The 13,737-nt window shown below is 34.4% G+C and carries 15 protein-coding genes and 1 pseudogene; 12 read left to right on the top strand and 4 right to left on the bottom strand.

Going from position 1 to position 13,737, the window contains the following annotated elements; all coding sequences use genetic code 11:
* The first annotated feature begins 155 nt into the window (after nucleotides 1-155).
* The 4 genes from KO527_RS11795 (at nucleotide 156) to KO527_RS11780 (ending at nucleotide 3,698) form a co-directional block, all read left to right on the top strand.
* The gene (locus tag KO527_RS11795) at nucleotides 156-1,148 is read left to right on the top strand and encodes a GGDEF domain-containing protein (protein ID WP_252733650.1); all 993 of its coding nucleotides are present in this window, start codon (nucleotides 156-158) and stop codon (nucleotides 1,146-1,148) included.
* Between the two features lie 83 nt (nucleotides 1,149-1,231).
* On the top strand, nucleotides 1,232-1,591 hold the full coding sequence (locus KO527_RS11790) for a glutaredoxin (RefSeq protein ID WP_216040503.1): 360 nt from the start codon (nucleotides 1,232-1,234) through the stop codon (nucleotides 1,589-1,591).
* 192 nt (nucleotides 1,592-1,783) lie between these two features.
* Nucleotides 1,784-2,692, top strand: a complete 909-nt coding sequence (locus tag KO527_RS11785; protein WP_216040502.1) for an ABC transporter ATP-binding protein — start codon at nucleotides 1,784-1,786, stop codon at nucleotides 2,690-2,692.
* Complete coding sequence (locus KO527_RS11780) at nucleotides 2,685-3,698, top strand: ABC transporter permease (RefSeq protein ID WP_216040501.1); 1,014 nt, start codon at nucleotides 2,685-2,687, stop codon at nucleotides 3,696-3,698. Before KO527_RS11785 ends, KO527_RS11780 begins: the two co-directional genes overlap by 8 nt.
* Before the next feature lie 66 nt (nucleotides 3,699-3,764).
* On the opposite strand, the gene KO527_RS11775 is transcribed toward KO527_RS11780, so the two are convergent.
* Entirely contained in the window at nucleotides 3,765-4,226 is a 462-nt protein-coding gene (locus KO527_RS11775; RefSeq protein WP_216040500.1) for a hypothetical protein, read from the bottom strand.
* A gap of 87 nt (nucleotides 4,227-4,313) precedes the next feature.
* Here KO527_RS11775 and KO527_RS11770 point away from each other — a divergent pair, with 87 nt between their 5' ends.
* Together KO527_RS11770 and KO527_RS11765 are read left to right on the top strand one after the other, a co-directional pair.
* A complete protein-coding gene (locus KO527_RS11770; protein WP_216040499.1) occupies nucleotides 4,314-4,865 on the top strand; it encodes a Crp/Fnr family transcriptional regulator in 552 nt (183 codons plus the stop codon).
* Between the two features lie 81 nt (nucleotides 4,866-4,946).
* Nucleotides 4,947-5,393, top strand: coding sequence for a globin family protein (locus tag KO527_RS11765; protein ID WP_216040498.1), 447 nt, complete (start codon nucleotides 4,947-4,949; stop codon nucleotides 5,391-5,393).
* Nucleotides 5,394-5,449: 56 nt separating this feature from the next.
* Here the strand turns inward: KO527_RS11765 and dxs are convergent, their stop codons facing one another.
* Genes dxs through xseB form a run of 3 tightly spaced genes read right to left on the bottom strand, consistent with a single transcriptional unit; the run spans nucleotide 5,450 to nucleotide 8,476 of the window.
* Nucleotides 5,450-7,306, bottom strand: a complete 1,857-nt coding sequence (dxs, locus tag KO527_RS11760; RefSeq protein ID WP_216040497.1) for a 1-deoxy-D-xylulose-5-phosphate synthase — start codon at nucleotides 7,304-7,306, stop codon at nucleotides 5,450-5,452.
* A 17-nt stretch (nucleotides 7,307-7,323) separates the two neighbouring features.
* Nucleotides 7,324-8,193 (bottom strand): (2E,6E)-farnesyl diphosphate synthase, encoded by an 870-nt coding sequence (gene ispA / locus KO527_RS11755; RefSeq protein ID WP_354668619.1) that lies wholly within the window; start codon nucleotides 8,191-8,193, stop codon nucleotides 7,324-7,326.
* 40 nt (nucleotides 8,194-8,233) lie between these two features.
* Nucleotides 8,234-8,476 (bottom strand): exodeoxyribonuclease VII small subunit, encoded by a 243-nt coding sequence (gene xseB / locus KO527_RS11750; protein ID WP_042147557.1) that lies wholly within the window; start codon nucleotides 8,474-8,476, stop codon nucleotides 8,234-8,236.
* Between the two features lie 248 nt (nucleotides 8,477-8,724).
* Between xseB and pomA the strand changes: the two genes are divergently transcribed.
* From pomA to KO527_RS11720, 6 genes and pseudogenes are all read left to right on the top strand, one after another.
* Nucleotides 8,725-9,486 carry a flagellar motor protein PomA gene (gene pomA / locus KO527_RS11745; protein WP_216040496.1) on the top strand — a complete coding sequence of 254 codons (762 nt, stop codon included), beginning with the start codon at nucleotides 8,725-8,727 and terminating at the stop codon, nucleotides 9,484-9,486.
* Nucleotides 9,487-9,488: 2 nt separating this feature from the next.
* Entirely contained in the window at nucleotides 9,489-10,418 is a 930-nt protein-coding gene (locus KO527_RS11740; protein ID WP_216040495.1) for a flagellar motor protein MotB, read from the top strand.
* A gap of 220 nt (nucleotides 10,419-10,638) precedes the next feature.
* Nucleotides 10,639-11,133, top strand: a complete 495-nt coding sequence (locus tag KO527_RS11735) for a hypothetical protein (RefSeq protein WP_216040494.1) — start codon at nucleotides 10,639-10,641, stop codon at nucleotides 11,131-11,133.
* A gap of 255 nt (nucleotides 11,134-11,388) precedes the next feature.
* Nucleotides 11,389-11,919: a hypothetical protein gene (locus KO527_RS11730; RefSeq protein WP_216040493.1), complete on the top strand. Its 531-nt coding sequence runs from the start codon at nucleotides 11,389-11,391 to the stop codon at nucleotides 11,917-11,919.
* 95 nt (nucleotides 11,920-12,014) lie between these two features.
* A pseudogene (locus KO527_RS11725) lies at nucleotides 12,015-12,332 on the top strand (toprim domain-containing protein); the annotation flags it as partial.
* A gap of 75 nt (nucleotides 12,333-12,407) precedes the next feature.
* Complete coding sequence (locus KO527_RS11720; RefSeq protein ID WP_216040491.1) at nucleotides 12,408-13,733, top strand: site-specific integrase; 1,326 nt, start codon at nucleotides 12,408-12,410, stop codon at nucleotides 13,731-13,733.
* Nucleotides 13,734-13,737: the final 4 nt, after the last annotated feature.

Below are 13,737 nucleotides of genomic sequence, written 5' to 3'. Positions count from 1 at the left end.
GATCTTCTACAGAATAACTATTCCATTAACTAAAATATTTTTAATATCAAAGTACCATGATATTTATTTAAAACTTTATAAATAATACGACTTTGTTTTTACAAAAAATCTTTTTATTAACTAAGCTTAAATTGAGCTTAAAGGAGGGAATATTCTTGATTCAACAAATGAACAGTTGTGCGCACGATTGGCTTATTTCATTAACGCAGCAGGATGATGAGTCAGAATTAGATTTAATTTTGATATCTGCTGTTCAATCTATTTTATTTGGTACAAAAATAGCTGTTTATGTAAATAAATTTTTGGATCATGTTCATGCACCAAAACAAATTTGTTTATCTAAAACACAAGCTCCTCTTAACTTAACTAATCAACAAGTTGAAAATATCATAGATAAAGTGAGCTCTAATAAAATCCATATAGGCGAAATAAACTCCCATGGGGTGACTTATTTTCCCATTTATCATTTTGGTGATGTAATAGGTTTTGTATTAGCTTTTGGGCACAATGATTTTTCAAATGTACAAATATCAACAACGGTGAGTTTACTAAATATTTATGCAAATCAGTTATTCATGCTGTTTAAATCTAAAATAGATCCTTTAAGTGAATTATTAAATCGCCAAACCTTTGATAAAAAAATCCAGGAGATAATTACTGGCAATGGTTTTTTATCTCCTCGAACGCCAATTCCAAAAAATAACATTTGGCATTTGGCTATAATTGATATTGATTTTTTTAAAAAAGTAAATGATGTTTATGGTCATGTTATTGGTGACGAGGTCATTATTTTAATGGCAAGGTTAATAAAATCAGGTTTTCGTGCTGAAGATTATATCTTTAGATATGGCGGAGAGGAATTTGCGGTATTATTCCAATGTGTTAAATCTGAAGGTGCATTACAAGCGTTGGAAAGGTTACGCACTGAAATAGAATTATTTGAATTCCCCCAAGTTGGCAAACTTACGGTAAGTATCGGTTTTACCTCTTTATTAAATTATGAAATGGTGCCAGCTCTAGTGCAAAAAGCGGATATTGCTTTATACCACTCAAAAAATACTGGCAGAAATAAAGTGGCGGACTTTAAAGATATTTCAGATTCTGGAGTTAATAAAATTATAAAGGGAAATGATCCTGAGTTATTTTAATTTACTAAGAATTTCACCTGTTCTTTGCAATTTATTATAATACGGTTAAAATGCGCGCTTAATTTTGCATTAGGAGCGTTGTAATGAAGTTAGTTCGTTGGGTTTTAGGTCGTATTATTTTATTGTTGGATTTTATCTTTACACCTAAAAGCATAAAACGTGCTCCACAAGAGCAAGAACTTGTTAATCAAAAAACAAAAGACCTTTCTTTATATCAATTTAAAGCATGTCCGTTTTGTGTGAAGGTACGCCGTTCAATGAAGCGCAATGGCTTAAACATCGAAACAAGAGATGCTAAAAAAGATGAATTACATCGTCAAACTTTATTAGAGCAAGGCGGTCGTGTAAAAGTACCTTGTTTACGTATTGTAAATGGTAATGATGTAACTTGGTTATATGAATCAAATGATATTATTAGCTTCTTAGAAAAAGAAGTAGCTTAATTAACCTGATCTGCAGAAGAGCGGGTTTTATTGCCCGCTATTTTCTTTTATACCCTTATTTTTAACTCTTTATTATATAGTTCAGCTTCCTTTCTTACTTTTTAATAAACCACCCTTTTAATTTATATATTCCTTTATTTGACTTTCTCCTATATAAAATAGCTATAGTCGTATTTTATATTTGAGGGATTAATGTCGGAAATTCTAGAGGTTGAAGATCTTAAAAGGTATTTTTCAAAAAATAAAGCTGTGGATGGGGTGAGCTTTAAAGTTAAAAAAGGTATTTGTTTTGGCTTATTAGGGCCAAATGGTGCGGGTAAAACAACCACGATTGAAATGCTCGAAGGCATTGTGGAGCCAACATCGGGAAAAATCCTATACCAAGGCAAGGCAATAGATAAACATATTTATCATGAGTTAGGTATTCAATTTCAGCATACTGCGTTGCAAGATCATCTTACTGTTATCGAAACATTAAAAATGTTTTCTGCATTTTACGAAAAAACTTTACCTATAAAAGAGCTTATTTCACTTTGTCAGTTAAATGAATTTATTAATCAAGATCATCGAAAACTCTCTGGTGGTCAAAAACAAAGATTGTTATTAGCTTTAGCTTTAATAAATGATCCTCAGTTAGTTTTTTTAGATGAACCTACAACCGGATTAGATCCCCATAGTCGCAGATTATTTTGGTACTTAGTTAATAAGATTAAATCTCAAGGAAAAACAATCTTACTGACAACCCATTATATGGATGAGGCTGAATATTTATGTGATGAAATTGCGATTATGGATAAAGGTAAAATTATCGCACTAGATACTCCCGAAGCCTTATTACAGCAGAACTTTAGTGGTGCTTTAATTAAGTTACCTAAAAAAAATGTTGATGAACATGATAATAAGCAAAATATATTACAACATTTTAATATTCAGTTTGTGCAACAAAGTGCACTGGTTCAAAGTTTAGATATTCAAACTACTTTAGTCACACTGATTGAGCAAGGCGTTTCACTTGAGGGGTTACAGGTTAAATCAGCCAACTTAGATGATTTGTTTTTAAAGTTAACAGGTCATGGCTTAGAGGGAGTTAATCATGTTTAAGCGATTTTTAGCGGTATTAATCGCGCGCAATTATGAATTTTTTCGTGATCGTGCTGCACTTGGTTGGAATTTAATTTTTCCTGTCTTACTCGTTGTTGGTTTTGCCTTTATATTCTCCGGAGATGGAAAAACGCTTTATAAAATAGGCGTATTACCCGATATAAGCCAAACGTCAAATGATCATAAGTTAATGGCGTTAAAGCATATAGAATTTGTAAGCTATGATGAAAAACTAATTGCGATGAACAAGCTTAGGCAACATAAAATAGACTTATTAGTGGATTTTAACAATGAAATTTATTGGGTTAACCAATCTTCAAATTCGGGTTATATTGCTGAGCAGTTATTATTAGCGTCGAGTTTTAACTACCAAAGAAAGGCAATAGAGGGCAAAGAAATACGATATTTAGATTGGGTTGTGCCTGGTATTTTAGGTATGAATATGATGTTTTCATGTTTATTTGGTGTGGGATATGTAATTGTGCGCTACCGAAAAAATTCTGTATTAAAAAGGTTGCACGCAACTCCGCTAAGGCCTATCGAGTTTTTAACGGCACAAGTATGTTCTAGATTATTAATTATGATGGCGCTCAGTACAGGTATATTTACTGGGTGTAACTGGATTTTTGATTTTTATATTCTTGGAAGCTTAATTGATTTATTTATAATCGCTTTATTAGGCACTGTGAGTTTAATTTCTTTAGGCCTGTTAATCGCTGCGCGTTCAGAATCTGAAGAGTTCACAGGAGGCATGTTAAATGTCGCATCCTGGCCAATGATGATGTTATCAGGTGTGTGGTTTTCATTAGAAGGTAGCCCTGAATTTATTCAGACTTTAGCTAACTTTATTCCTCTTACCCATATGCTAGAAGCTGCCAGAGCAATTATGTTAGATGGTGCTTCTTTATGGCAAGTTAAAAGTCATATTGTAGCCTTACTGCTAATGACTGCTACGTTTTTAATAAGTGGCTCTTTATTGTTTAGGTGGCAAGGACAAGCTAGATAGAGCAAAAAATAAAGCCATCACTATTAGATGGCTTTTTTGATTTTAAATGATTAATTATTTAGATGCCTAAGTTGCATTCGTTAAAAATTGTTCGTTAAATAAAGAGTTAAGTTCATCGACTTGGTTAAATAAATAACTATAAGTTGTTTCAGGAGACTTTTTAAGTTTGGATATTTTGAAGTTATTAATTTCAGGCTCATCCACTAAATATATATTTTTATGTAAACTTTTAATTATTTTTTGTTTTTGAGGGCTTGCCTCTTTAAACATATTTTCAAAGATAAATACACCATCTAAAGCATGGTAATTTTTTAGGTAAACTGACATCTGAGAAATACTCAGTTCATCAGCGAAGTCACAATAGCAATAATCTTCTACTAAGTGGTCGTACATCATTCTTAATAAGTTTCGTGTATTCTCACCTGTACCGATTACTTTTGAATTTTTTTCTGTTAAATAATGACAAAATTGACGAGAAGGAAATGATGGGTTATCGATTAGCAAAAAATTTTTCTCATTTAATAACATTTTACTTTCCTTAGTAATATAGTTAACGAGATTTTAATTGGCTTTAACTAAAGGGGCATTAACTTAGGTTAATTAGGGGCGATTATTATGGATAAATATCAGCAATTATTATCGAATGTGGCAGAACGGAATAATTTACCGACTTTAAGCTATAAACCAGGAGATATTTTATTTCATCAAGGGGTGTTAGAACCTAGACTTTTTTGGATCAAATCAGGTTTAGTTAAACTGGTTTTTATACAACCAGATGGTAAAGAATTTGTAAAAGCCTTTTTAGCTGAAAATGATATATCAGGAAGTTTAATGAGTGTCATTTTTGAAAAGCCTTCACCTTATGCGTGTTATTGTATTGAACCCTGTGAAGTGATTGCTATGCCATACTCTAAAGTGAGGGAGTGGTCTGAAAAAACACCGCAACTTAAAGATGTAGAGCTGGAGTATATGCAGCAATTAACAGCTCGAAAGGAAGAGCGAGAATATCAATTTTTATGCCTGACACCAGAAGAAAGATATAAAAGTTTTAAATCTGGTTATCCTCATATATTTAAACGTATTAGCCAAGCTGAATTAGCCTTGTTTTTAGGTATCACACCAGTGGCGCTCAGCCGTATTAAGACTAGATTAAAAGCAACAGCATAAAATAACGTATTATAAGAAATTCAAAAATCCTATTTTTATACTAAGCTTTGAATAGTCAATGACTTACTAAATAGGATTTTTATGACACCTCAGCAATTGGAGTTAGTGCAAGTCTCTTGGGAAAAGGTAGTCCCGATCGCAAAACAAGCCGCAGGTCTCTTTTATGGCCGTTTATTTGAAATAAATCCAGCTTTAAAATCTATGTTTTCTGATGATATCGAAGAGCAAGGTAAAAAGTTAATGCAAATCCTCACGACAGTTGTCAGAAGCTTAAAACAATTTGATAAAGTAGAAATGGCAGTTTGGCAATTAGGGCGTCGTCATGAGGTTTACGGCGTTAAAAAAGCCGATTTTGATTCAGTGGCATCAGCTTTATTATGGACTTTAAAACAAGGTCTACAGCATGAATTTACATCTGAGGTAGAAGAAGCTTGGGTGGCGGCGTACACAGTGTTAGCTAGCGTTATGCAAGGTGGTGCTGATTATCCTTATGCGAATTTTGATAAATGGAAAGCTGAGCAAGGCTAAAAATTAGCAATAAAAAAGGTGGCTTAGCCACCTTTCTAAATAATAGTATTAAAATCTTACCAATTTTGAATACTATTCAAAATACCTTTGCTATCTAGGCCCATTACTTCATTCATTTCTTGTTGTGTACCATGTTTAATGAATTCGTCTGGTATACCTAGGTTTAATATTTTTATATCTAACTTATTAGCTTGTACAAACTCGTTAACAGCTGAGCCTGCTCCACCCATAATAGCGTTATCTTCTAAGGTCACAAATAAAGTATGTTCCTGAGCAAGGTTCGCTAATAGCTCGGTATCTAAAGGTTTGATAAAGCGCATATCAATTAAAGTCGCATTGAGTTCATCTGCTACTGATTTAGCATTACCTAAAAGAGTACCAAAAGATAAAATCGCAATTTTTTCACCTTCACGAATGTGTTTAGCTTTACCTAATTCAAGTTGTATCATGTCTTTTTCAACTTGGGCATCGCCTGCTGTACCACGAGGGTATCTTACTGCGACAGGTCCATTTAGGTGATAACCTGTATAAAGCATTTGACGACATTCATTAGTATCAGAAGGCGCCATAATAACCATATTAGGTATGCAGCGCATAAAGCTCAAATCATAAGAACCATGATGGGTTTCACCATCAGCACCAACAATACCAGCACGATCAATCGCGAATAGCACATCTAAGTTTTGTAAAGCAACGTCATGAATAAGTTGATCGTATGCACGTTGTAAAAAGCTAGAATAAATAGCGACAACAGGTTTTTGATCTTCACATGCAAAGCCTGCCGCAAGCGTAACAGCGTGTTGTTCAGCTATCGCAACATCAAAGTATTTATCAGGAAACTCTTTAGAAAAACGTACCATGCCAGAACCTTCACGCATAGCAGGTGTAATAGCAACTAATTTGTCATCAGTGGCAGCCATGTCACATAACCAATCACCAAATATTTTGGAAAAAGTAGGCGCACTCGGTTTAGCTTTAGGTAAGCTTGTAGTAGCGGGGTCGAACTTAGGCACGCCATGGTAACCAATTGGATCGGCCTCTGCTGGTTTATAACCTTTACCCTTTTTGGTACGAACATGTAATAACTGCGGACCTTTTAAATTACGCATATTACGTAAAGTATCAGTTAGCATATCAACATCATGGCCATCAATTGGACCAATATAGTTAAAGCCAAGTTCTTCAAAGAAAGTACCAGGGATCACCATGCCTTTTAAGTGCTCTTCCATTCTACTGGCAAGTTCTTTTACTGGAGGCATACCCGATAATATTTTTTTACTGCCTTCTCTGATATTACTATAAAAACTACCAGACAAAATACGGGCAAAATGGTTATTTAATGCGCCAACAGGTTCAGAAATTGACATCTCATTATCATTTAAGATAACGAGCATATCTGAATCTAAATTACCTGCGTGGTTCATTGCTTCAAACGCCATACCCGCAGTCATCGCGCCATCGCCAATTACGGCAACAACTTTGCGATCTTTACCTTCTTTTTTAGCGGCCAACGACATGCCTAATGCAGCTGAAATTGAGGTACTAGAATGGCCTACACTAAATGTATCGTATTCACTTTCACCACGATACGGGAAAGGATGCAAACCATCTTTTTGGCGTATGGTGTGCATGAGCTCTTTACGCTCGGTTAATATTTTATGAGGGTAAGCTTGATGGCCTACATCCCAAATTAATCTATCAACGGGTGTATTAAATACATAGTGTAATGCAACGGTTAGTTCAACAGTACCAAGGCCTGAAGCTAAATGACCGCTACTTTGTGAAACTGAATTTAGTAAATACTCTCTGAGCTCATTGCTAAGAGGTACTAATTTATCATGTGGCAACTGTCTTAGTTGCTCAGGCTTATCTACTATGCTTAATAAGGGATACTTGCTGCTATCAAATGTCATGATATTTATTCGTTATCCTAATGATCTCTTTCTATTATATACGTGGCAAGGGCTTGTAATTCGCTGGTATCAGCCTTGATATCATCAAGTGCAGCGAGTGCATCTTGATATAATTGCCTTGCTTTGTCTTTTGCGCCTTGTAAGCCTAATAATGCCGGATATGTTGACTTATTGGCTGCTACATCTGACCCTTGAGGTTTACCTAAAGTTTCAGTATCGGCTTCTATATCTAAAATATCGTCTTGTACTTGAAAAGCTAATCCAATCGCTTTGCCAAAGTCATCTAATTTAGTGAGTATATCAGAGGTACAATTAGGTGAACACAAAGCACCTAATTTAATCGCTGCTCTAAGCAGTGCACCTGTTTTTAAATTATGAATTTGTTCTAACTGCTCAAGCGATACCGCTTTATCAGTTGCTGCTAAATCTAATGACTGACCACCACACATACCTGTTAATCCAGAGGCTTGTGCTAAAACAGATATTAATGCAACTTGCTGCTTATGGCTAATTCCAACAAAATTATGTGTAGATAAAGTTTCAAAGGCTAAGGTTTGCAATGAATCACCCGCTAAAATAGCAGTTGCTTCATCAAACTCTATATGACAAGTGGGTTTTCCTCGGCGTAAGTCATCATCGTCCATAGCTGGTAAGTCATCATGTACTAAAGAATAACTATGGATACATTCAATGGCACTGGCTGCTGCATCTAAGTCAGAATCATGTGCGTTAAGCATTTTACCTGTGGTATACACTAAAAAAGGTCTTAATCGTTTACCACCATTTAATAAACTATATCTGGTAGCAGATTTTAAAGTTTCATCGGTATTATTTTGTTTATCAATTAAACTATTTAAAACGCAAGCAATGCGTTCTTGAGCTACTATTAGCTCAGGCTTGATATTCTTTGGAGAGTCATTCACTGGATTATTCCGGATCAGAATCAAAATTGGTTAATGGGCTATTTTCATTATTACCCATTAAAATTTTAACTTTTTGTTCTGCTTGGCTTAGCTTTGATGAAGAAGCATTTGCTAATTGAACACCACGTTCAAACTGTTTTAAAGACTGCTCCAGAGTAAGTTCACCATTTTCCATTTCTGTGACTATGTTACCGAGTTCTGACATTGCTTGTTCAAAACTGAGGTTTTCTGGTTTTTTTACAGCCATAGTTTGATTCTCTTTTTATTATACATACGAGTGAGGAGGTCAATTTTATGGGGGATCAGCATCGAATACAAACAACAATTAACCATTTACATAGGTTTTTTAATTTTTTATGACTAGGATTGACTATATAGGCCGTTAATTGATGCTAAATTTATTGAAAATAAATGTCCTTTAGAAAAAAAAATATTTGCCGATAGTTAAAACTAACTTAATATAAACAACAAGTTTGAAGTGCCCTTGGAGGGTTTGTGGATTTAGCAACAATAATAGGAATGGTTGGTGCCATAGGTTTTATCGTGATGGCGATGCTACTAGGTGGCGAGTTAGGCATGTTTGTAGATGTACCGTCGGTATTAATCGTATTTTGTGGATCATTTTTTGTGGTGCTGTCTAATTTTACTATGGGTCAGTTTTTTTCTATCGGTAAAGTGGGTGTTAAAGCTTTTATGTTTAAACTTGAAGCGCCAGAGGTATTAATTGAAAAATCAGTAGAGTTAGCCGATTCAGCCAGAAAAGGGGGGTTTTTAGCATTAGAAGAAGCAGAAATTCCAAATGTTTTTATGCAAAAGGGCATCGACATGTTAGTAGATGGTCATGATGCTGATGTTGTAAGAGCCACCTTACAAAAAGACATTACTTTAACTACAAACCGACATGACTTAGGTGCAAGCTTGTTTAAATCACTTGGTGATGTTGCTCCGGCAATGGGCATGATAGGTACATTAATCGGTCTTGTTGCTATGTTATCAAACATGGATGATCCAAAAGCGATTGGACCTGCAATGGCGGTAGCACTACTAACAACTCTTTATGGTGCGTTTTTAGCAAACGTAATCGCTATTCCAATTCAAGCAAAATTAGAAGTACGTCGAGATGAAGAAGAATTAAATCAAAAACTTATTTTAGATGCCATCTTAGGTATCCAAGATGGTCAAAACCCTAAAGTAATCGAAGGCATATTGAAAAACTATATCGCAGAATCTAAACGCGAAGTCAGTACTGAGGAATAGTTATGTCTGACGAACAAGAAGAGTGTAAATGTCCTCCCGTTGGTTTACCTGCATGGATGGGCACATTTGCAGATTTAATGTCATTGCTGATGTGTTTCTTTGTATTACTATTAGCCATGTCAGAAATGGATGTACTTAAGTTTAAACAAATTGCAGGCTCTATGAAGTTTGCATTTGGTGTGCAAAATAAACTTGAAGTTAAAGATATTCCAAAAGGTACCAGTGTAATAGCGCAGGAATTTACCCCAGGTAAACCTGAACCAACACCTATTGAGACTATTCAACAGCAAACCACTGAAATGACACAGCAAATGTTAGAGTTTCAGGCGGGTGATGAAGCCTCTGCTGGTGGTCGTCAAGAGCAACGAGGTAATAAACGGGGTGGTGAATCACAAAGTACCGCTAAACAAGAGTCTGCGGCTAAAGCCGAAAAAACAGCCGATCAAGAACAAGTGAATGAACTGGTTAAGAAGATAGCGCAACAGCTTGAGCAACAAATAATAGATGGCGCAATAGAGTTGGAATCTTTAGGGCAGCAAATCATCATTCGTATTCGGGAAAATGGCTCTTTTCCGTCGGGTAGTGCTTTTTTACAACCACAATTTAAACCTATTATTCAAGAAATAGCAGATTTATTAAAAGATGTACCGGGTGAGATTGAAGTATCGGGCCATACTGATGATTATCAGGTTAGTAACGAATTATATTTCAATAACTGGGATTTATCAGCAAAACGTGCGGTTGCAGTTGCGAGTGAAATGCAAAAAGTGCGTGGGTTTGATAAAAATCGTATGGTGGTAATTGGTCATGCAGAAACCCGACCTTTAGTGCCAAATACAGACATTGAAACTCGTAAACGTAATCGCAGAGTTGAGATTTCAATTATGCAAGGCAAAGCAAAAGAATCAGATCCAATTCAAGTTGGAAAATAATTTAGATAAATATCAAAAGCTCTCTTGGCATTTATGTACAATTGTTATACTTTAAAACTCACTCTTTCGTAGGGGTGAGTTTTTAAAATTTTTATAAAGAGAAATAACTAAAATTAAGGAAAATATTATGAATACAATTGATAAATATTCGTATATGCCTGGCGGCGGTAGTGGTAATGATGAAAATGAACCACCAAAGAAGAAAGATTAATTCTAGGCAATGCTCCTTTTAATCCTAGATTTTGTATATAGTAGTCAAGCTATATTGATAGTGCTGGCTACTATCTTTTGTTTTGTATCAAAAGATACAAAGGGGACTTTATTTTGTTTTATTACATTCATTTTTTTTCTATGGGCTATTTCTCTAAATAGCTTTATTAAAATTTATGACCAAGATTATTTTATTTTTCGGTATATATTTTGGGCATTTAATGACTTAGCTTGGATGGGGTTAATTGCCTACCTCACCATAAAAGATAAAATACATCTTTGGCAATCGATTATTGGTCAATTAATTGTTTTACCTGCACCTTTACTTCAACTTATGCGTTTAGTGGATCGTCACTATTTTGATTTAACTTATACCGATTATCTTTATAAAGGGTTATTGCCTTTAATTAATACCGCAACAGTAGTTTTATGTTTTGCCCCTTTATTTGTGGTTTTTACTCAATACTTAAAAAATAAAAAGTCTGAAGCAGAAGTCGAAGTTTAGCTTTATTCTTATAGCATTCTTATAGCATTCTTATAGCTTAATGTTTTTTGATTTTAATCCATATCTGATTTTTCCTTTATTTAAATGGAATCTTTCCTATTATTAAAAGTGCTTAAACTTATTTAAGCAAATGGCAAATGGATAAGGAGCATGGATATGACATTACTTGATAAATACGCTTTTATGCCCGGCGGTGGTGGTGGAAATGACGACCCACCTGACCCACCAAAATAGAATATATGAAAAGGAAATCATGTGATTTCCTTTTATTGTTTTACGACTATAAAAATTATGACGATAAAAGAGTTATTACATCTCATACTTGATTGGCAAATGATCATCATTGCTTGCTGTGCATTGATTTATTTTGCTAATAAAGACAGATCTGCATTTTTATTTACCTGTGTTACTTTGCTTTCTTTTTTACTCAGCTATCTATTAACGCCTTATATTTTTGAATATGATCCAAATCGCATATATCGTTATGTATTTTGGATAAGCAATGATATTGTTTGGATGGCAATCATTGCTTATTTAGGCTTAAAAGATAAAATAAGTCTCAGTTTGTGCATTAGCGCACAAATATGTGTTATTCCCGCTATGTTGGTTCAACTGCTACGTATTGTTGATGTGCAAATACTCAATATTCAATTTATCTCTGTTTTATATCAAACGATTATTCCACTTTCTAATAGCTTAGTTGTTTTATTATGTGTGTGGCCATTACTATTCTATTTAATTGAAAAAGCTAAATTAATTGTTTTTAACATGTCGGATGCTAATTAATAAATACAATAAAAATTAGCAATACAAACAAACAGCGATTATGATAACTGTATAAGTAACCAGTATCTTAAATGCAGATATCTAAGACTAATAATATGAAATTGTATATTGCTGAAAAACCATCTCTTGCCCGTGCTATTGCTGATGCCTTACCTAAGCCTCATAAAAAACAAGATGGCTATATAGAAGTTGCGGGTGGCGATATTGTAAGTTGGTGCATAGGCCATTTATTAGAGCAAGCTGAGCCTGATAGCTATGATGATAAATACAAAAAATGGAATGCCGCTGATTTACCTATTGTGCCAGAGACTTGGCAACTTAAACCTAAAGCACAAACCCGTAAACAATTAACGGTTTTAAAAAAATTAATTAAACAGGCTGATGTATTAGTTAATGCCGGCGATCCCGATAGAGCACTGTTACGATATTTTAATGAAATATCACTGTTACATTAAATATTGTTAAAAGTGTGAAATAGGATATGGCTAATGAATTACATTTTATGGACTGTACCAAGTTTAACTATTGACCAAAAATTATCTAAGTCAGTTAATTCAGACACTGGTGAGATCAGCTTTAATTTTAGTGGAAAAGGCCATGATGTTCAGAATATTGTGTTGTTGTATCAAGACAATGGTTTGCCCGTTAGTATTGTTAATAACTGGCTAATTTATCTAAAGACCTCTCTATACCGAAAAAGTGTAAGCACTCAAGCTCAATCCTTATTACATTATTTTATCTTCCTAGATGCTATCGGAGTTGAGTGGGATGAAATGCCTATAACTTCAAGAAATAAACCTACATATAAGTTCAGTAAACATCTTAAAGATGCGGTAAAAAATGGAGAACTAGCTAGAACAACAGCTAATAACTACTTAGGATCAGTTGTTAGTTTTTATAGGTTTTATTTGAACAAAGGCTATGAATTCATAAATAAACCATTTAACTACAAAACAATTAAAGTAAACATTGATGGTGGTCATGAGTTCATGAGAGGTAAGTTTATCTTTGTCGACTCGACAGACATTAGACTGAACTTACCTAAAGATAAAAGTAATTTTGGTATGCCAAGAGAGCTTGTGCCTTTAAGTGAACATGAATGGACTTTGGTTTATGAGATATGTCGCCAAGGAAAGGTAAATTCAAATACTTCAAAAGGAGCTACTTTAGTTAATTTGTCTGAAGAGTTTAAACTTGCTGTTAGCTTAGCTCGATATACAGGGTTACGTAGAGAAGAGCTTGTTACGTTTAGGTCAAAGTTTATTTATAAGCCAACTGCTGAACAGCTTAATAATAAGTATTTAATCCATTCAAGTGGCGTACATATATCTCCGCAAGAGGGAGTAGATACGAAAGGCTCTGGCAGTAGAACTATTGAAATGCCTTCATTGCTAATGCTTCAATTGCACCAATACATTAATTCTAAGCGTTATATAAAACGTAGAAAACTCTTCGAAGTAAAGAACCCTGATAAATTAAGCAATCCACCTTTATTCATTTCACAGAATGGGCATTACTATGCTCCAAGGACGTTTAATGCTAGATGGGGGGAGGTTCGAAATACAGTAAAAGTAAAATATCCAAGCTTTAATCATAAGTTTCATAACTTGCGTTCAACCTATGCAGTAACTCGTTTGAAAGAGCTATTAAATCAAGGGATAAAAGAAGGTGACGCTCTTGATTATATTCAGTCTGTAATGGGTCATAAATCGAGATCGACACTTTTGCATTATTTGAAATTTTGTCATCAAACATTGAAGGCTAATGAAGTTTATGAGCAAGCCCTTGATCTAGTTTTAAAGGTCGAGAAATAAGACT

The sequence above is a fragment of the Pseudoalteromonas sp. C2R02 genome (assembly GCF_018860845.1).
GTDB lineage: Bacteria > Pseudomonadota > Gammaproteobacteria > Enterobacterales > Alteromonadaceae > Pseudoalteromonas.
This window is presented reverse-complemented; position numbering and strand designations above follow the sequence as displayed.

Excerpts from the sequence above, each read along its gene's own strand:
- KO527_RS11790 (WP_216040503.1), top strand. The coding sequence starts at position 1,232 with ATGAAGTTAGTTCGTTGGGTTTTAGGTCGTATTATTTTATTGTTGGAT.
- KO527_RS11785 (WP_216040502.1), top strand. The coding sequence starts at position 1,784 with ATGTCGGAAATTCTAGAGGTTGAAGATCTTAAAAGGTATTTTTCAAAA.
- KO527_RS11780 (WP_216040501.1), top strand. The coding sequence starts at position 2,685 with ATGTTTAAGCGATTTTTAGCGGTATTAATCGCGCGCAATTATGAATTT.
- KO527_RS11775 (WP_216040500.1), bottom strand. The coding sequence starts at position 4,226 with ATGTTATTAAATGAGAAAAATTTTTTGCTAATCGATAACCCATCATTT.
- KO527_RS11770 (WP_216040499.1), top strand. The coding sequence starts at position 4,314 with ATGGATAAATATCAGCAATTATTATCGAATGTGGCAGAACGGAATAAT.
- KO527_RS11765 (WP_216040498.1), top strand. The coding sequence starts at position 4,947 with ATGACACCTCAGCAATTGGAGTTAGTGCAAGTCTCTTGGGAAAAGGTA.
- dxs (WP_216040497.1), bottom strand. The coding sequence starts at position 7,306 with ATGACATTTGATAGCAGCAAGTATCCCTTATTAAGCATAGTAGATAAG.
- xseB (WP_042147557.1), bottom strand. The coding sequence starts at position 8,476 with ATGGCTGTAAAAAAACCAGAAAACCTCAGTTTTGAACAAGCAATGTCA.
- KO527_RS11740 (WP_216040495.1), top strand. The coding sequence starts at position 9,489 with ATGTCTGACGAACAAGAAGAGTGTAAATGTCCTCCCGTTGGTTTACCT.
- KO527_RS11735 (WP_216040494.1), top strand. The coding sequence starts at position 10,639 with ATGCTCCTTTTAATCCTAGATTTTGTATATAGTAGTCAAGCTATATTG.
- KO527_RS11720 (WP_216040491.1), top strand. The coding sequence starts at position 12,408 with ATGAATTACATTTTATGGACTGTACCAAGTTTAACTATTGACCAAAAA.